Origin of the sequence: Microbacterium cremeum, assembly GCF_015277855.1 — a bacterium.
Lineage (GTDB): Bacteria > Actinomycetota > Actinomycetes > Actinomycetales > Microbacteriaceae > Microbacterium > Microbacterium cremeum.
On sequence record NZ_CP063812.1, the window covers coordinates 2,929,995 to 2,948,177 of the forward strand.

The 18,183-nt window shown below is 70.1% G+C and carries 15 protein-coding genes; 6 read left to right on the forward strand and 9 right to left on the reverse strand.

Annotated elements, in window-relative coordinates; all coding sequences use genetic code 11:
• Positions 1–3: 3 nt before the first annotated feature.
• The 6 genes from IM778_RS13265 to IM778_RS13290 all read right to left on the reverse strand — a co-directional run bounded on the left by IM778_RS13265 (position 4) and on the right by IM778_RS13290 (position 8,075).
• Positions 4–1,926, reverse strand: a complete 1,923-nt coding sequence (locus IM778_RS13265) for a purple acid phosphatase family protein (protein WP_194409323.1) — start codon at positions 1,924–1,926, stop codon at positions 4–6.
• 291 nt (positions 1,927–2,217) lie between these two features.
• Positions 2,218–3,000, reverse strand: a complete 783-nt coding sequence (locus IM778_RS13270; RefSeq protein ID WP_194411887.1) for an SURF1 family protein — start codon at positions 2,998–3,000, stop codon at positions 2,218–2,220.
• 298 nt (positions 3,001–3,298) lie between these two features.
• A complete protein-coding gene (locus IM778_RS13275; RefSeq protein ID WP_194411888.1) occupies positions 3,299–4,417 on the reverse strand; it encodes a GuaB3 family IMP dehydrogenase-related protein in 1,119 nt (372 codons plus the stop codon).
• Positions 4,418–5,044: 627 nt separating this feature from the next.
• The gene (locus IM778_RS13280; RefSeq protein ID WP_194409324.1) at positions 5,045–6,733 is read right to left on the reverse strand and encodes an ABC-F family ATP-binding cassette domain-containing protein; all 1,689 of its coding nucleotides are present in this window, start codon (positions 6,731–6,733) and stop codon (positions 5,045–5,047) included.
• A 339-nt stretch (positions 6,734–7,072) separates the two neighbouring features.
• Positions 7,073–7,357, reverse strand: coding sequence for a DUF2277 domain-containing protein (locus tag IM778_RS13285; protein WP_194409325.1), 285 nt, complete (start codon positions 7,355–7,357; stop codon positions 7,073–7,075).
• A gap of 70 nt (positions 7,358–7,427) precedes the next feature.
• Entirely contained in the window at positions 7,428–8,075 is a 648-nt protein-coding gene (locus tag IM778_RS13290) for a TetR/AcrR family transcriptional regulator (RefSeq protein ID WP_194409326.1), read from the reverse strand.
• Between the two features lie 85 nt (positions 8,076–8,160).
• Here IM778_RS13290 and IM778_RS13295 point away from each other — a divergent pair, with 85 nt between their 5' ends.
• Entirely contained in the window at positions 8,161–9,636 is a 1,476-nt protein-coding gene (locus IM778_RS13295; protein WP_194409327.1) for an MFS transporter, read from the forward strand.
• Positions 9,637–9,693: 57 nt separating this feature from the next.
• On the opposite strand, the gene IM778_RS13300 is transcribed toward IM778_RS13295, so the two are convergent.
• On the reverse strand, positions 9,694–10,362 hold the full coding sequence (locus IM778_RS13300; RefSeq protein ID WP_194409328.1) for a TMEM175 family protein: 669 nt from the start codon (positions 10,360–10,362) through the stop codon (positions 9,694–9,696).
• A 65-nt stretch (positions 10,363–10,427) separates the two neighbouring features.
• Positions 10,428–11,930 carry an IMP dehydrogenase gene (gene guaB, locus IM778_RS13305; RefSeq protein ID WP_194409329.1) on the reverse strand — a complete coding sequence of 501 codons (1,503 nt, stop codon included), beginning with the start codon at positions 11,928–11,930 and terminating at the stop codon, positions 10,428–10,430.
• 320 nt (positions 11,931–12,250) lie between these two features.
• On the opposite strand from guaB, the gene IM778_RS13310 reads away from it, so the two are divergent.
• From IM778_RS13310 to IM778_RS13325, 4 genes are read left to right on the forward strand one after another with little or no spacing between them, the layout of a single operon-like run.
• Positions 12,251–13,558 carry a branched-chain amino acid ABC transporter permease gene (locus IM778_RS13310; protein ID WP_194409330.1) on the forward strand — a complete coding sequence of 436 codons (1,308 nt, stop codon included), beginning with the start codon at positions 12,251–12,253 and terminating at the stop codon, positions 13,556–13,558.
• Between the two features lie 10 nt (positions 13,559–13,568).
• A complete protein-coding gene (locus IM778_RS13315; RefSeq protein WP_194409331.1) occupies positions 13,569–14,549 on the forward strand; it encodes a branched-chain amino acid ABC transporter permease in 981 nt (326 codons plus the stop codon).
• Complete coding sequence (locus IM778_RS13320; RefSeq protein WP_194409332.1) at positions 14,539–15,570, forward strand: ABC transporter ATP-binding protein; 1,032 nt, start codon at positions 14,539–14,541, stop codon at positions 15,568–15,570. Before IM778_RS13315 ends, IM778_RS13320 begins: the two co-directional genes overlap by 11 nt.
• Positions 15,567–16,307 carry an ABC transporter ATP-binding protein gene (locus IM778_RS13325; RefSeq protein ID WP_194409333.1) on the forward strand — a complete coding sequence of 247 codons (741 nt, stop codon included), beginning with the start codon at positions 15,567–15,569 and terminating at the stop codon, positions 16,305–16,307. Before IM778_RS13320 ends, IM778_RS13325 begins: the two co-directional genes overlap by 4 nt.
• Before the next feature lie 151 nt (positions 16,308–16,458).
• On the opposite strand, the gene IM778_RS13330 is transcribed toward IM778_RS13325, so the two are convergent.
• A complete protein-coding gene (locus IM778_RS13330) occupies positions 16,459–17,736 on the reverse strand; it encodes an ABC transporter substrate-binding protein (RefSeq protein WP_194409334.1) in 1,278 nt (425 codons plus the stop codon).
• 237 nt (positions 17,737–17,973) lie between these two features.
• On the opposite strand from IM778_RS13330, the gene IM778_RS13335 reads away from it, so the two are divergent.
• On the forward strand, positions 17,974–18,183 hold the full coding sequence (locus IM778_RS13335; protein ID WP_194409335.1) for a heavy-metal-associated domain-containing protein: 210 nt from the start codon (positions 17,974–17,976) through the stop codon (positions 18,181–18,183).

An 18,183-nucleotide genomic window follows, 5' to 3' on the forward strand; every position in this document is an offset into this window, starting at 1 on the left:
GGCTCAGGAGGCCTTTCGCTTGAGAAGGACGGTGCGGGTGATCACGACGCCGCCGCCGATGGCGAGCAGGCCGCCGATCGCGATGAGCCAGAGCGACGCGGCCGAGCCGCCCGTCGTGGCGAGTTCACCGGCGGTCATGCCGCTGGCAGGACGCGTCACCACGATGTCGGCGCTCACCGTGCGGCCGGACTCGAGGCCCCGCAGCACGATCGAGTGCTCGCCCGGCACCGTGTCGTGCGGGATCGTCACGGTCGCCGACACTCCGCCCGCGTCGGTCGCGGTCGACAGCGCCAGCGTGACCGGCGTCGAGTGCAGCTCGATCGCGACGCGCTCCCCCGCGAGGAAGCCGGATGCCTCGACCGAGAGCGATCCGCCGGGTGCCACGGAGTGGTCGCTCAGGGTGACCGTCGGCTCCTCGTCGCCCGGGTCGGTCGGGTCTGTCGGGTCTGTCGGGTCGGTCGGGTCGGTCGGGTCGGTCGGGTCGGTCGGGTCGGTCGGGTCGGTCGGGAGCGGCGGCGGTGCGACGCCGTCGCGGCTCGAACCGGGGCCGCCTGCCCAGAGCACGTCGTCGCGCACGAGCTTCGCACCGTCCGCGTCCTTCGTGATCGTGAAGGCGTCGAACAGTGCGCCGTCCACCGTGCGGGCCTCGACGTGCATGCGCCCGTCGTCGGTGACGTCGACCGTCTGGAAGAGCTGGACGTCACGGCCGACGACGCGCAGGTTCGCGCCGTTGTCGGTCCAGTTGTTGTCGCCCTCGGGGTCGGGCACGTACATCTTGGGTCCGGCGACACTCACCAGGTACACCGGACCGGTGTGGCTGGTGGCCGCGTCCGCACCCTCGGGCAGTCCCTGCTCGTTGGCGGCGAGATTGCCACGGCCGTAGGCGTGGTCGTGGCCTTGCACGACGAGGTCGACGTCGTACTCCTCGAAGATCGGCAGCCACGCATCTCTCAGCGCCGCGTTGTTGCGACCGCTCGTCACCGAGAAGACCGGGTGGTGGAAGCTCACCACGCTCCACGGGTTCGGGTTGTCGGCGAGCACCCGCTCGAGCCATTCCGTCTGGGCGGCGCGCGAGTCCGCGCGCATCGCCTGGGTGCTGTCGAGGCTGACGAACCGCACGCCCTGGTAGTCGACGTAGTAGACGGTCTCGGCGAGCGTCGCTTGCCCCTCGGGCCCGTTGAGCGGGTACTCGAACTGCGCTCCCCAGTGCCGCGACAGGTCGGGGCCCGGGTAGTACTCGTGGTTCCCCGTCGAGGCGATCACGTTGAGGTACTGGTTCGAGAAGGCGGCGGCCTCGTGCCACTCGCCCCATTCGGCGTCGCTGGTCTCGGTGTCGATGAGGTCGCCGGCATGGACGACGGCTCGCGCGTAGGGGCGGGCTTCGAAGGCCGCCCGGAACGAGCGGGAGGTGTAGGCCTTGTTGTCGTTCTGCGCGTCGCCCTGCACCAGGAAGCTGAATCCGCCGATGTCGTCCGTCGCCGTGGTGAACTCGAGCCACTCGCTCCAAGTCTCGCCGTCGCCGACGCGGTACACATACGTCGTGCCGGGCTCGAGCCCTTCGATCGTCGCGGAGTGGTGCGCGATCCGGTAGCCGAGGTTCGCCTCGAACTCCGCGGCCGTCTCGGCTGCGATGGTCTGCGCCCCGGACACGACGCTCGGACCGCTCAGGGCCCACTGCACCTGCGGCGAGGTCACGGCATCCGACGTGCGCCACGTGACCGCCTGGCTCGTCGCCGGCGTCTCGGTCGGCGTCAGGATCACGCGGTCGGGTGCGGCGGTGGGCCGGTGGACGGTGGCGGGGTCGACGGCGGGTGGGGCCAGGCCGCCTCCGGCCGCCACCGCCACACCTCCGCCAAGAGCGCTCAGGCCGACGGCCACGGCGAGGACACCAGCCGTGATCGTTGCGGTGCGGGCGAGTCGGGGCACGCGAAATCACCTCTCGAAGGGAGCCGCTGTTCGGGTCGCGGCTCGATCTGCGCACATGGCGCGAGCCGCTCCCATGGCGGCTCTCTGAGAGTCTTTCGACCCGAACGCTCCGTATCGGCGGGTTCGCCGATTCTTCGCCGACCGTTCAGATGGCGGCGTGAAGTTCCTCCAGATGTCCCGCGCGGGATCGCCCGCCGTCTCCCGCCGTTGAGCGTCGCATCACCTGTCGTTCACCGTGGGATGAACCTATGGACGAGCCGCGCAATCTGGACCCGGTGCAGGAATGGCGGGTCAGGATGCCGCAGGCTCAGGCTCGCCGGCATCCTCGAAGTCCTCGACCTCGCGCTCCCACGCGTCACGCGCGAGGCGGTACCAGAGGTAGAACGCGAAGCCCGCGAACACGGCCCATTCGGCCGCGTAGAAGATGTTCAGCCAGTTCACATTCGACTGCTCGGCCGGCGCCGGCGACGCGATCGCGGTGAGCCCGCCGAAGGGCGCGGACGACGCGAGGTACGGGCGGTACACCGCGAGCTCCTCGATGTCGTGCCAGCGGCCGAGGAGCGCCGCCGGCGACATGCGAGTCAGGGTCTGCGGGTCCGCTCCGCGCGGCGGCGGAAGCGGCCCCTCGTCCGAGATCAGACGCCCGGTGACCTCGACGACGGACTCTGCACCGGATGCCTCGGCCTCGAGCCGCTCGACGGCGCTGGCCGCCTCGTCCGCGGTGGCCGCCCAGCCGAGCGCGACTGCGATCGACGTCGGCTCGTCCGTGCCGTCGAGCCGGAGCTGCCCCGTGACCCAGTAGCCCGCGACGCCGTCGTTGAAACGCGAATCGACGACCACGAAGTCGCCGGGCACCCACGTGCCGGCCGCGTCGACGCGCTGCCCCACGATCGGCTCGGGGAGGTACTCCCCCGGCTGCGCGACATCGGCGAGCGGACGCACGTTCTCGGTTGCGCCGGGCGGCGGCGGAGCGGTGTCGATCGCACGGCCCAGCTGCCACTGCCCGAGCCAGGCGAACACACCCGCGACGACGAGGCACAACAGCAGCAGCCCGATCCACTGCGGGCGCAGCATCACCTCTCGCAGCGTCGGCGGGAACGCGGCCGTGGGCGGAACGCTCCCGTCCGGCTCGCTCCCCGGCGCGGAGTCGTCCGTACGCTCGGGGCGTTTCGACTCGCTGCGCTCGCTCAACGACCGGTCCCCTCCCCGGGTGTCATCCCCCTCGGGCCGCGCCGACTCACTCAACGACCGGTCCTCTCCCGGACCGTCCGCCTCCGGAGGCTGCGACTCGCTGCGCTCGCTCAACGACCGGTCCTCTCCTCGGTCGTTGAGCGAGGAGCGCCAGCGACGAGACGAAACGTGTCGGACCTGCTCATCCCGCGGCGTAGGGGGCGACGACGACCTCGACGCGCTGGAACTCCTTGAGGTCGGAGTACCCGGTGGTGGCCATCGACTTGCGCAGCGCTCCGACGAGGTTCGCGGTGCCGTCGGCGACGGGCGCCGGGCCGTAGAGGATCTCTTCGAGCGATGCGACCTGGTCGACCTTCACCCGGCGGCCACGCGGCAGCTTGGCGTGGTGCGCCTCGGGCCCCCAGTGGAAACCGCGGCCCGGGGCATCCGTCGCCCGCGCCAGCGCCACGCCCAGCATGACGGCGTCGGCGCCCATCGCGATCGCCTTGACGATGTCGCCCGATGTGCCCACGCCGCCGTCGGCGATGACGTGCACATAGCGCCCGCCCGACTCGTCGAGGTAGTCGCGGCGCGCGCCGGCGACATCGGCGACCGCCGTGGCCATCGGGGCGTGCAGGCCGAGGGTCGCGCGCGTGGTCGAGGCGGCGCCGCCGCCGAAGCCGACGAGCACGCCCGCGGCACCGGTGCGCATGAGGTGCAGGGCAGCGGTGTAGGTGGCCGCACCGCCCACGATCACCGGGACGTCGAGGTCGTAGATGAACTTCTTGAGGTTGAGCGGCTGGTCCACGCTCGACACGTGCTCGGCCGATACCGTCGTGCCGCGGATCACGAACAGGTCGACGCCCGCCGCGACGACGGTCTCGTACAGCTCCTGCGTGCGCTGCGGCGTGAGCGCGCCGGCGACGGTGACGCCGGCCGCGCGGATCTCGGCCAGGCGATCACGCACCAGCTCGGGCTTGATCGGCTCGGAGTACAGCTCCTGCATGCGGCGCGTCGCCGCGGCCTTCTCGAGGCCGGAGATCTCGGCGAGAAGCGGCTCGGGGTCGTCGTACCGCGTCCACAGGCCCTCGAGGTCGAGCACACCGAGGCCGCCGAGCTGGCCGAGCATGATCGCGGTCCGCGGGCTGACGACGGAGTCCATCGGCGCGCCCAGCACCGGGATGTCGAAGCTGAACGCGTCGATCGTCCACGTCGTCGAGACGTCCTCGGGGTTGCGCGTGCGCCGCGACGGCACCACCGCGATGTCGTCGAACGTGTACGCGCGGCGTGCGCGCTTGGCGCGGCCGAGTTCGATGTCCATGCTCACCCGACCAGCCTACCCGCCGGGTCTCTCGCGCCCGCAGTCCCCCTCCCCGCCACTCCGCCTCTGGCGCGGCCCCCAGTCCACCGGATCCGGAAACCGGAGCTCGAAGCCCTTTCCGGAGCCCCCGGCCCGACGGGCTCCGGAAAACAGTGCCGAAGTCCGAATTCCGGATCCGGCACACGACGCATGCCTCAAGCCAGAACGTCCACGGCCGACGGATGCCTCAACCCGAACGCCCGGCGACAGAGCCACGGTCCGAAACCCGGATCCGGCAAACGACGCATGCGCTGCGCCCGTTCACCGGATCCGGAAACCGGAGCATCGACCACTTTCCGGAGCTCCACGCCCGACGGGCTCCGGAAACAGTGCCGAAGTCCGAATTCCGGATCCGGCACACGACGGACGCCCTGCGCCCGTTCACCGGATCCGGAAACCGGAGCATCGACCACTTTCCGGAGCCCCCGGCCCGACGGGCTCCGGAAACAGTGCCGAAGTCCGAATTCCGGATCCGGCACACGGACCGAAGGCGCGCGCCGAGCGGCCGAGCGGCCGGACGGCCGAGCGGCCGAGCGGACGAGCGGCCGGGCGGACGACGGATGCCTCGAGCCGAGGCATCCGTCACGGTCAGCGTGCCCGCGCGACGCGGGTCTCGTCCCACACCGGCACGTCGGACTCGAACACGCGCCCGTCCGACCCGAACACGAGGAAACGGTCGAAGGACTTCGCGAGCCAGCGGTCGTGCGTGACGGCGAGCACGGTGCCCTCGAAGCGCGCGAGCGCGTCCTGCAGGGCCTCGGCCGAAACGAGGTCGAGGTTGTCGGTCGGCTCGTCGAGCAGCAGCAGCGTCGCCCCCGACAGCTCGAGCAGCAGGATCTGGAACCGCGCCTGCTGACCGCCCGACAGGCTGTCGAAGGTCTGCTCGGCCTGCGCGACGAGCCCGTAGCGGTCGAGCGCCGAGCTCGCCGCCTCGCGCGGGAGGCCGGCGCGCGCGTCCTCGCCGCGATGCAGGATGTCGAGCAGCGTGCGCCCGGTGAACTCGGGGTGGCGGTGCGTCTGCGCGAACCAGCCGGGCACGACGCGGGCGCCGAGCACCGCGCGCCCGGTGTGCGCGACGGGCTCGAGGCCGGAGCCCGTGGTCGTGATGTGCCCGAGCCGCCCGTCGGGGTCGGTGCCCCCGCGGGCGAGCAGCCGCAGGAAGTGCGACTTGCCCGAGCCGTTCGACCCCAGCACGGCCACGCGGTCGCCGAACCACACCTCGAGGTCGAACGGCTTCATGAGCCCGGTGAGCTCGAGGCCCTCGGCCACGACCGCGCGCTTGCCCGTGCGGGCGCCGCGCAGCCGCAGGGCGAGGTCCTGCTCGGGCGGACGCTCCTGCGGCGGACCGGCGTCCTCGAACATGCGCAGGCGGGTCTGCGCGGCCCGGTAGCGCGACGCGAAGCCGTCGTTGGCCGCCGCCTTGACCTTCAGTGTCGCGACCAGCTCCTTGAGCTTGGCATGCTGCTCGTCCCAGCGCCGGCGCAGTTCGTCCAGGCGCAGCATCCGTTCGTCTCGGGCGCGGTGATACGTGCCGAAGCCGCCGCCGTGCACCCATGCCGTGCTGCCTGCGCCGCCGACCTCCAGCGTCGCGATGCGGTCGGCCGCGCGCGCCAGCAGCTCACGGTCGTGCGACACCAGCAGCACCGTCTTCGGCGTCTCGCGCAGGCGCTCTTCGAGCCAGCGCTTGCCCGGGACGTCGAGGTAGTTGTCGGGCTCGTCGAGCAGCAGCACCTGGTCGGGGCCGCGCAGCAGGGCCTCGAGCGCGAGACGCTTCTGCTCCCCGCCCGACAGGGTCGTGAGCTCCCGGAACCGCGCACGCGCGAACGGGATGCCGAGGGCCGCGGTCGTGCACGTGTCCCACACGGTCTCGTACTCGTAGCCGCCGGCCTCGGCGTAGTCGGCGAGCGCGGCGGCGTACCGCATCTGCGTGTCGAGGTCGTCGCGCTCGATGATCGCGGCCTCGGAGTCCTCCAGCTCGCGTGCGGCCCGGCGCACCCGGTCGGGCGCGACCGCGATGAGGAGGTCGTGCACGGTCTGGCCGGCCTCGCCGTGGCCGACGAACTGGTCCATGACGCCGAGCCCGCCGTCGATCGAGACGACGCCGGAGTGCGGCGCGAGTTCGCCCCGCACGATCCGCAGCAGCGTGGTCTTGCCGGCGCCGTTCTGGCCGATGAGCGCCGTCGTCGAGCCCTCCCCGACCCGGAACGAGACCTCGTCGAGCAGCGGCCGCCCGTCCGGCAGCACGTACGAGACGGCGGCGATGTCGATGTAGCCCACGGTGAGTCCTGTCTGCTCCGCACGGCACCCGTCGCCGAACGGGGAGCCGACCAGGATACCTCAGCCGCGCGGCCAGGGGTGCTCGCCGGGTCGGAGGCGTTTCGTCTCGGTCGCTGGCGCTCCCTCGCTCAACGACCGGAGGGCTCCGGTTCTGCGCCGCGACCCGCAGCCCTGGCGCACCAGGGGTGCGGGCGCTCCCTCGCTCAACGACCGGGGGGCTCCGGTTCTGCGACCGCGACCCCCAGCCCTGGCGCAGCAGGGGTGCTGGCGCTCCCTCGCTCAACGACCGGGGACCCGGGACCTACGGTCGTTGAGCGAGCGAAGCGAGACGAAACGGGGTCAGGCGGCAGGAGCGGCGTAGCGGCCCGAACGGATCGCGCGCTCGCGCGCCTTGGCCGCCTCCTCCTCGCGGTTCTTCGGCGGCGACACCGCGACGAGGTCGTCGAGCAGGTGCTGCGTCGCGTGCGCGATCTCGTGCACGGCGCGGTCGAACGCCTCCTGATTGGCCTTCGACGGCTTCGTGGTGCCCGCGATCTTGCGCACGTACTGGAGCGCGGCGGCATGGACCTCGTCGGAGGTCGCAGCAGGCTCGAAGTTGTGGAGCGTGTGGATGTTCCGGCACATGGCACCGACGATACGCCGGGTCACGGACGGGCGGCCAGCCTCCGGCATCCGTCGCCCGGGTCTCTCGTCGCTACCAGCGCTCGTCGCCGCGCGGCACCAGCTCGAGCACGTGCGGCAGCTCGGTCGGGAAGCACGCCCGGAACAGCTCGGTGATCTGCGGATCGGAGCCGTAGTCGTCGACGAGCCGCAGGCCGATCATCGTGCTGATGAGCATGCCCTCGGCCATGAACGCCCGCGCCTCGTCGGCGTCCATTCCCACCTCGTCGCGGAAGAACCGCCACACCGCGGTGAATCCGCGCCGGGCGGCGGGTCCGATCATCGGGTGGCTGCCGAGCAGGTAGGCGTGGGCGAGCGTCTGGTGGAGCCCGCGCACCTCCAGGAGATCGACGTACGCCTGGCCGATCCGCTTGCGCAGAGTCTCGTCGTCGCCCTCGGCGAGCGCCGCACGGAACCCTGCGATCAGGCGAACGAGCGCATCCTCGATGGTGGCGAGGAACAGGTTCTCTTTCGACCCGAACAGCCGCACCACGTAGGGCTGGCTGACGCCGGCGGCGCGGGCGACCTCGTCGGTGGTCGCGCCCTCGTAGCCCCGCGCGCCGAACACCGCGGTCGCGGCGCGCAGGATCTGCTGACGGCGTTCGTCGGACGTGAGACGACGAGCGGGATCAACGGCCGTGTCGACCGGAACGCCCTCGCCGTCGAGGCGCTGAATGCTCATGTCGTCACGTTATCAGCGAATGACTTGACTTTGTAATCAGTCGATTACTACATTCGGTAATCATTCGATTACTACCGGAGATCCCATGACCACCTCGCCTCCTGCCCCGCCGGTCCGTCGCACCCGTCCGTTCGCCCTCGTGCTCGCCGCGGCATCCCTCCCGATGTTCATGGCCACGCTCGACAACCTCGTCATGACCAACGCGCTGCCGGTGCTGCACCGAGACATGGGCGCGAGCGTCGAAGAGCTGCAGTGGTTCGTGAACGCCTACACGCTGGCCTTCGCCGGCGCGATCCTCGTCGCCGCCGCGCTCGGCGACCGATTCGGCCGCCGCACCGTGTTCACCCTCGGCATCGGGCTGTTCGGCATCGGGTCGGTGCTCGCCGCCCTCAGCACCGATCCGGGCCAGCTCATCGCCGCCCGCGCGGTGCAAGGGCTCGGCGCCGCCGCCGTCATGCCCCTCTCCCTCGCACTCCTCAGCGGCGCCGTGCCCCGCGAGCGGCGCGCCCTGGCCATCGGCATCTGGGGAGGGATCTCCGGACTCGGCGTCGCCGTCGGTCCCCTCGTCGGCGGGGCCATCATGGAGGGCTGGAACTGGCAGGCGATCTTCTGGATCAACGTGCCCGTCGCCCTCATCGCCATCCCGCTCGCCCTCATGGTGCTGCGCAACGACTTCGGCGCACGCGCGCGCATCGACGTGCCCGGCGCGGTGCTCGCCGCGACCGGCGTGCTCGCGCTCGTCCACGCGATCGTGCGCGGCAACGACGACGGCTGGGAGTCGCTCGACGTCATCGCCGAGATCGCGCTCGGTGTGGTGCTCGTCGCCGCCTTCCTCGTGTGGCAGGCGCGCAGCAAGGCGCCGCTGATGCCGCTGCGCCTGTTCCGCGACCGCTCGTTCTCGATCACGAACGTCGTCGGGTTCGCGTTCAGCTTCGGCACGTTCGGCGCGGTCTTCCTGCTCATCCAGTACCTGCAGGTCGTCGGCGGCTCGTCGCCGCTCGAGGCCGCTGTGCAGACCACTCCCTGGACGCTCGCGCCCATGTTCGTCGCGCCGATCGCGGGCATGCTCGCACCGCGCGTCGGCACGCGCGTTCTGCTCGTGGTCGGACTCGCGCTGCAGGGCGCCGCGCTCACGTGGATCGCCACCGTGATGTCGACCGAGGTCGACTACCCCGCGCTCATCGCGCCGTTCATCATGGCCGGCGTCGGCATGGCGCTCGTCTTCGCCCCGTCGGCGACCGCGCTCCTAGCCACCCTCGGACTCGTCGACCACGCGAAGGCCTCCGGGGTGAACTCCACGGTCCGCGAGCTCGGCGTCGCCCTCGGCACCGCGGTGATGACGGCGATCTTCGTCGGCGCGGGCGGCGAGCTCCTGCCCGACCTGTACGTCGACGCCGCACGCCCGGCGGTCTTCACCGGCGCCGCCGTGCTCTTCGCTGCGACGGTGGTCGCGCTCTGGCTTCCGGCAGGACGGTCTTCGACGACGACGGATGCCTCGGCCGAGGCATCCGTCATCTCCGGCGAATCCGCGCCCGAGCCCGAGCCCGTCGGCGCCCGCTGACCGCCCCCTCACCCGGCGAGAACACGCGACAGCACCGCAGTACCGTCCGCGGAGGTGCTATCGCGTGTTCTCGTCGGGGACGGCGGGGTCCGAGGCGCCGGGTGCCGCCCGCCTGCCCTCGAGCAGCCTCGTCACCACGCCGTCGAGCGCGAACAGCAGGAACGCCGCTGAGCCGATCCACGGCGCGAGGACGACGGTGCCGGCCGAGATCACGAGGGCGCTGAGCGATCCGCGGCCCTGGGCGACGGCATCCGTCTCGCTCGTGCCGGTCATGAGCACGTCGCGGCGCCGGCGCGCCCAGCCCCACTCGAGCGTGCCGAGCAGGATCGCGAAGAAGAAGGTCACGGGCATCGCGAGACGCCCGGCCAGATACGCCTCGTACTCGGTCGTGAGTCCGGTCGCGAAGGGCACCAGCACGATGAACAGCAGCCGCCCGCTGTTGAGCCACAGCATCATCGCGTCGACGCGCGCGATGTACTCGAACTGCCGGACGTGCACCATCCACAGCAGGCACAGCAGCACGAAGCTGAGCGCGAAGTTGAAGAACAGCTCGGCCATCCCGCCGAGCGCCGCCCACAGCTCGGCGTCGCTGTCGACCTTGCCCAGCTGATGCGTCGTGAGGTCGAGCACCAGCAGCGTCGCCGCGATCGCGAACACGCCGTCGGTGAAAGCCTCCAGGCGCAGCGTGCCCTGCGTCGCCGCCGGGTGCCGCCGCTGCCTGATCACGACATCAGGCTAGCGACCTCGCAGAACACGTCGGCGGAAGGCGCGGCATCCGTCGGCATTCGCGCTCAGCGCTTGTAGTTGGGCGCCTCGACGACGATCTGCACGTCGTGGGGGTGGGATTCCTTGAGGCCCGCCGCCGTGATGCGCACGAACTTGCCCTTGGCCTTCAGCTCGTCGATCGTGCGGGCGCCGACGTAGAACATCGACTGGCGCAGCCCGCCGACGAGCTGGTACGCCACGGCCGAGACCGGACCGCGGTAGGCGACCTGACCCTCGATGCCCTCGGGGATCAGCTTGTCGTCGCTGGGCACATCGGCCTGGAAGTAGCGGTCCTTCGAGTACGACGTCTTCTTGCCGCGGGTCTGCAGCGCACCCAGCGACCCCATGCCGCGGTACTGCTTGAACTGCTTGCCGCCCTGGAACACGATCTCGCCGGGCGACTCGTCGGTGCCGGCGAGCAGCGAGCCGAGCATGACGGTGTCGGCGCCGGCGACGAGCGCCTTCGCGATGTCGCCCGAATACTGCAGGCCGCCGTCGGCGATCACCGGCACGCCGGCTTCGCGGGCCGCGAGGAATGCCTCGTACACGGCCGTCACCTGCGGCACACCGACCCCGGCCACGACCCGCGTGGTGCAGATCGAGCCCGGCCCCACGCCGACCTTGACGGCGTCGACACCGGCGTCGATGAGCGCCTGTGCGCCCTCGCGCGTCGCGACGTTGCCGCCGATGACGTCGATGTGGTCGAAGCTCGCGTCGGCCTTGAGGCGGCGCACGATGTCGATGACGCCGGCGGACTGGCCGTTCGCGGTGTCGACCACGAGCACGTCCACGCCGGCGTCGCGCAGCGCCTCGGCGCGCTGCCAGGCGTCGCCGAAGAAGCCGATCGCCGCGCCGACGCGCAGGCGCCCCTGCTCGTCCTTGGTCGCGAGCGGGTACTTCTCGCTCTTGTCGAAGTCCTTGATGGTGATGAGGCCGGCGAGCGTGCCGTCGTCGTCGATGAGCGGGAGCTTCTCGACACGGTGATGCGCGAACAGCGAGATGACCTCGCCCGCGCTGATGCCGACGCGGCCCGTGACCAGGCCCTCGCTCGTCATGACGTCGCGCACCTTCGTGGTCTGGCGCTCGAAACCCGACACGAAGCGCATGTCGCGGTTCGTCACGATGCCGACGAGTCGCCCGTCCTCGTCGATCACCGGGAGCCCCGAGATGCGGTAGGTCGCGCAGAGGTCGTCGACCTCCTCGATCGTCGCGTCGGGGGTCGTCGTGATCGGGTCGGTGATCATGCCGGACTCGCTGCGCTTGACGCGGTCCACCATCGATGCCTGCTCCTGGATGGAGAGGTTGCGGTGGATGATGCCCAGACCGCCTTCGCGGGCGATCGCGATCGCCATGCGAGCCTCGGTGACCGTGTCCATCGCGCTCGAGATCAGGGGCGTGGCCACCGTGATCCGCCGCGTCACACGGGACGAGGTGTCGGCTTCACTGGGGATGACGTCGGTGTGCCCAGGCAGCAGCAGCACATCGTCGTAGGTCAGTCCGACGAAGCCGAAGGGGTCGTGGTGCTCCATGGGGTCTCCTGCGCGCGCGGCGCGTGTCTCGGGGATGGACTGCGGCGGCCGGTGCGCTCGTGACGCTCCGTACTCGATTCTAAGCGCCGGAGAACGCGGATTGTTCCCGCGCGTCGAGGCGCGCGGGAGCGCGTGCGCGGTGCCGCGCGCACGCACGCGCGAACCCGGCGGGAGTTGCGATCGGATCACGTATCCACAGGGTGCCGTAGGCGAAACACCGCGGACACATTACAGTCGTACCGTCGTTCATCACGGCCGATGCGACCCGAGCTTCGGTGTACGCGTGGTGCCGAACTGGAGGTTCTGTGGGTCCTACGACTGTGACCACGAGACGTATCGCCGGAGTGCGCGCCGTCGTCGCACTGCTCGGGCTGCTGCTCGTCGCGTTCGGGCTGTTCGCCAGCGCGACGCCGGCGGCTGCCGACGACGACGATCCGTACCGCATCAGTGGCAATGTGCAGCTCGACGGCGAGCCGCTCGAAGGCGTCGTCCTCATCATCGACGGGCCGGGCGGTGAGCAGGAGGCCGAGACCGACGAGAACGGTCAATGGCGCGTCGGCGTTCCCGAGCGCGGCGAGACCTACGTGGTGACTCTCAACGAAGAGACGCTCCCCGAAGGCATCGCCGTCGTCGATCCCGAAGACGAGTCCCCCAACGTCAAGGAAGTCGTCGTGGGACCGGGCGGACGCGTGAGCGTCAACTTCTTCATCGGCGAGGGCCAGCGCAACGTCACGAGCTTCTTCGACCAGCTCGTCCAGCGCCTCGTGCAGGGCGTCAGCTTCGGCCTCATGCTCGCCCTGGCGGCGATCGGCCTGACGCTGGTGTACGGCACGACGGGCATCTCGAACTTCGCCCACGGCGAGATGGTCACGTTCGGTGCGATCGCGGCGTATCTGCTGGTGACGCCTGCCAGCCTCGCGTTGCCGTGGTGGCTCGGCTATCCCGTCGCGGTCATCCTCAGCGCCCTGTTCGGCCTCGTGCTCGACATGATCCTGTGGAGACCGTTGCGACGACGACGAGTGGCGGTCGTGCAGCTGATGATCGTCAGCATCGGCCTCTCGCTCGCGCTGCGCTACATCTTCCAGCTGTTCATCGGCGGCGGTACTCTGCAGCTCCCGGGTTCGGCGGAGAACAAGATCCCGCTGTTCGGCTCGGTGCAGCTGAGCGTGGTCGACATGATCTCGCTGGCCATCTCGATCGTGGTGATCGTCGCGTTCGCGCTGTGGCTGACGCGTTCCCGGATCGGCAAGGCGACGCGGGCGATCTCCGACAACCCGTCGCTCGCCGCCGCGTCCGGTATCGACGTCGACTCCGTCGTCCGCGTGGTGTGGATCGTCGCGGGCACGCTCGCGGGCCTCGCCGGCATCCTGTACGCGTACTACCGCCCGGGCATCAAGTGGGACATGGGCGCGCAGATCCTGCTGCTCATGTTCGCCGCGGTCGTCCTCGGCGGCCTCGGCACGGCGTACGGCGCGCTGGTCGGCGCACTGATCGTGGGCATCCTGGTGGAGGCGTCGAGCCTGTGGATCCCGGCCGACCTCAAGTACGCCAGCGCACTGTTCATCCTCATCGTGATCCTGCTGTTCCGGCCACAGGGCATCTTGGGCCGACGCGAGCGGATTGGTTAGGGGCATACTCATGGACTGGCTGCAGATTCTCTCCAACACCGCTTCCTCGATCCTGAGCCCGGCGACGATCGGGTACGCGCTGGCCGCGCTCGGCCTCGCGGTGCACTTCGGGTACGCGGGTCTGATCAACATGGGCATCGCGGGCTTCATGGCCATCGGCGCCTACGGTTACGCGATCTCGATCCTCAGCTTCGGCCTGCCCTGGTGGGCGGGTGCGCTGATCGGTCTCGGCGCCGCGGCGATCTTCGCCCTGATCCTCGGCATCCCGACGCTTCGCCTCCGCGGCGACTACCTTGCGATCGTCACGATCGCGGCCGCCGAGGTCGTGCGCCTGCTGTTCCTCACGACGGCGTTCGACTCCGTGACGGGCTCGGCCGACGGCTTGAGCGGCTACCACGCCAGCTTCCGCGCCTCGAACCCGATCCCGAGCGGCAGCTACGGCTTCGGCCCGTGGACGTACAACGAGACCGGCTGGTGGGTGCGCATCATGGGCCTGGTCACCCTCGGGATCGCCGTGCTGGTGGTCTGGATGCTGACCCACAGCCCGTGGGGCCGCACCCTCAAGGGCATCCGTGAAGACGAGGACGCGGTGCGCTCGCTCGGCAAGAACGTCTTCTCGTACAAGATGCAGGCACTGGTGCTCGGCGGCGTCCTCGCCGCCGCCGGAGGCGTCGTATATGCGCTCCCCTCCGCGGTCAGCCCCGGCGTCTACGTCACCTCCCTCACGTTCTTCGTGTGGACGGCGCTCCTCCTCGGCGGTGCGGCGACGGTCTTCGGTCCGCTCCTCGGCTCGCTCATCTTCTGGGCGCTGCAGACGTTCCTCTCGAACGTCCTTCCCGCGCTGGCATCGGCGGGCTGGCTGTTCGGGCTCTCGCAGATCCAGGCGAGCACGCTCCGCTTCATCCTCGTGGGCGTCGCGCTCATGCTGCTCGTGATCTTCATGCCTCAGGGTCTCCTGGGCAACAAGAAGGAGCTGACCTTTGTCAAGTAACAGCACGCCCTCCAACGGCGCCACGAGCGAGGCCCCGCCGAGCACGGGGGCCGCTCCGGTCGCCCGTCCGAAGACGACAGGGCTCCACGTCGGCGACGCCGTCCCCGGCGTCGCCAAGGTCGACCCGATCATCGTGGCCGACGGCATCCACCGCGCGTTCGGCGGCGTCACCGCCGTCGACGTCGAGCATCTCGAGGTGCCGCGGGGTGCGATCACCGCCCTCATCGGCCCGAACGGTGCGGGCAAGACGACGCTGTTCAACCTGCTGACGGGCTTCGACCGCCCCGACCACGGCACCTGGACCTTCGACGGCAAGTCGCTGTCGGGCGTGCCCGCGTACAAGGTGGCCCGTATGGGCCTGGTCCGCACGTTCCAGCTCACCAAGGCCCTGGGCCTGCTCACGGTGATGGACAACATGAAGCTCGGCGCGACGGGCCAGCGAGGCGAGAAGTTCTGGGCCAGCCTCATCCCGGCGCTGTGGCGGACGCAGGATGCCGACATCGAAGACCGCGCGATGCTGCTGCTGAAGAAGTTCAAGCTCGACGCCAAGGCCGACGACTTCGCCGCGAGTCTCTCGGGCGGACAGCGCAAGCTGCTCGAGATGGCGCGTTCGCTCATGACCGAGCCGACGCTCGTCATGCTCGACGAGCCGATGGCCGGCGTGAACCCGGCCCTCACCCAGTCCCTCCTCGACAAGATCCTCGATCTGAAGGACGAGGGCATGACCGTGCTCTTCGTCGAGCACGACATGCACATGGTGCGCCACATCGCCGACTGGGTCGTGGTGATGGCCGAGGGCAAGATCGTGGCGGAGGGCGACCCCGAGTCCGTGATGAAGAACCCGGCCGTGATCGACGCCTACCTCGGCGCCCACCAGGAGCTCGACCTCGGCGTCGTGACGGGCCGCATCGCCGTCATCGAGGCCGATCCGACGACGGATGCCGCGGCCTCTGCGGCGGCCGACGCCGATGTCCTCGTCGACCAGGGCATCGCCGAAGAAGAACAGGAGGACGGCAAGTGACCGCTCCCACCGCCACCGGAACCCCCGTCGTCCTCATCGACGAGGTCCACGCGGGCTACCTGCCCGGCGTGAACATCCTCAACGGCTGCAGTCTCGTCGCCCACCAGGGCGAGCTCATCGGCATCATCGGCCCGAACGGCGCCGGCAAGTCGACCCTGCTGAAGGCGATCTTCGGGCAGGTGAACATCCGCAGCGGCACGATCTCGCTCGAGGGCGAAGACATCACCGGCCTCCGGGCGAACAAGCTCGTCGCGCGCGGCGTCGGCATGATCCCGCAGAACAACAACGTCTTCCCGAGCCTGACGATCGAAGAGAACCTGCAGATGGGGCTGTACCAGCGGCCCGGCATCTACAAGGAGCGCCTCGAGTTCGTCACCGGCATCTTCTCGGAGCTCGGCAAGCGCCTCAAGCAGCGCGCCGGCTCGCTCTCGGGCGGTGAGCGCCAGATGGTCGCGATGAGCCGTGCGCTCATGATGGACCCGAAGGTGCTGCTCCTCGACGAGCCCTCGGCCGGACTGTCGCCCGTGCGGCAGGACGAGGCGTTCATCCGCGTCTCCGAGATCAACAAGGCCGGCGTGACCTGCATCATGGTCGAGCAGAACGCACGTCGCTGCCTGCAGATCTGCGACCGCGGCTACGTGCTCGACCAGGGCCGCGACGCCTACACCGGCTCGGGCCGCGAGCTGCTGGGCGACCCGAAGGTCACCGAGTTGTACCTGGGGACGCTGGGCAAGTAGCCCGCACGCCTCGCGAAGCGGGGGCGGATGCCACGGCATCCACCCCCGCTTCGCTGCTGTGCGGGCGTCCCGCCGTGGCGCGTGCCGCGGCCGGGACATACGGAACGGCCCCGGGTCCGAGGACCCGGGGCCGTTCTACGTCAGGAGACGATCAGTCCTCGTAGGCGACGTAGGTGTTGTCGTCCACGAACTGGTAGATGCCGATCGACGCCTCGGTCGGGTCGCCGACCTCGTCGAACGTGATCGGACCGGAGATGCCGTCGTAGTCGGCGACGCCCCCATCCACGATGATCTCGGCGCACTCGGCGTACGAGGTGCACTTCTCACCATCGCCCGAGCCGCCCGAGACCTCGATCAGCTTCTCAGCGATGTCGGCCGCGTCGGTCGAGCCCGCAGCGAGCGCGGCGAGTGCGAGGAGCACCGTCGCGTCGTACGACTCCGCCGCGTAGGTGAACTCGGTGAGCGGCTCGTCACCCTCCGACTCGACGAACGCCTGCAGGTCGTCGGTGAAGGTCGTGATCGCGTCGAGCGACAGGCCCGGGAACGTGCCCTTCGCGCCGGTCAGCGAGCCTGCGGGGAACTCGTCTCCGAAGTTGGCCAGGTTGCCGTCGACGAAGTACAGGTCTTCCGCGGGGAACTGTCCGAACAGGCTCGGGAGGATCGTCTTGACCTCTTCGAACGTGATCAGGGCGATCGCGTCGGGGTCGGCCGCGAGGACCTCCGAGATCTGCGCGTCGAAGCTCGTGTCACCCGTGTTGTAGGTGGGAGCCGCGACGACCTCGCCGCCGGCGCCCTCGAACGCCTCGGTGACGTACTTGGCGAGGCCGGTGCCATACGAGTCGTTCAGGACGATCATGCCGAGCGTCTGGTGCCCGTCTTCGGCGATCAGGTTGCCGAGGACCTCACCCTGGAGGACGTCGGAGGGCGCGGTACGGAAGTACAGCCCGTTGTCGTCGTAGGTGGTGAACGCGTCGGACGTGTTGGCCGGCGAGAACTGGATGACGCCGGCGCCGGTCACCTGGTCGATGAACTGCAGCGACGTGCCCGACGACGCGGCGCCGATGATGGCCGACACGCCCTCGCCCAGCAGGCGGGGGATCTCGGTCTCGTAGGCCTTGTTGTCGGTGTCGCCCGAGTCGCCGTACTCGACCTCGACGGTGAGGCCGGTGTCGTCGCTGACCTCGTTGATCTGCGCGACGGCATACGCAACGCCCGCTTCCTCGGGCGGGCCGAGGAATGCCAGGTTGCCGGTCTGCGGAAGCGCCGTGCCGAGGCTGAGGGTCATCTCCTCGGTCGGCCCGTTGTCGGTCGGTTCGTCGGTGCCGCCGGTGCCGCCGCCGGCACAGCCGGCGAGGACGAGGGCGCTGGCGCCGACGAGCGCCAGTCCACCGAGGACGGTGGTCTTGCGCGAGCGGGTGAAGACGCTCATGTTGCTCCTTGCTGTGGGTGTACGCGGTCGGCTCGGGGACCGACTCAATGCCCTAAACCTAACCGCGGGAGGGGATTGTTTGTGTTGCTCTTCGTTAACGGTTTGTAACGCCGCGAGATCGGCGCTTCGCAGGTCGATGCGGTGCCGATCGGCCCCGCATACCCCGGACGGGTATAAGCTGAAGGCGGCGTACCCCGAGGGGGTATCGTGAACCACGAGTCGAAAGGCCGGAGAATCATGGCGGAGCAGCAGTACACGGTGACCGGAATGACGTGCGGGCACTGCGAGGCATCCGTGCGTCGCGAGGTGTCGAAGCTCGCCGGCGTCGAGGACGTCCGGGTGAGCGCGGCCGCGGGCACCCTGACGATCGTCACGGCGGCGGACCTCGCCGACGACGCGGTCCTCGCGGCCGTCGACGAGGCCGGCTACGCGGCTGCGCGAGCCTGA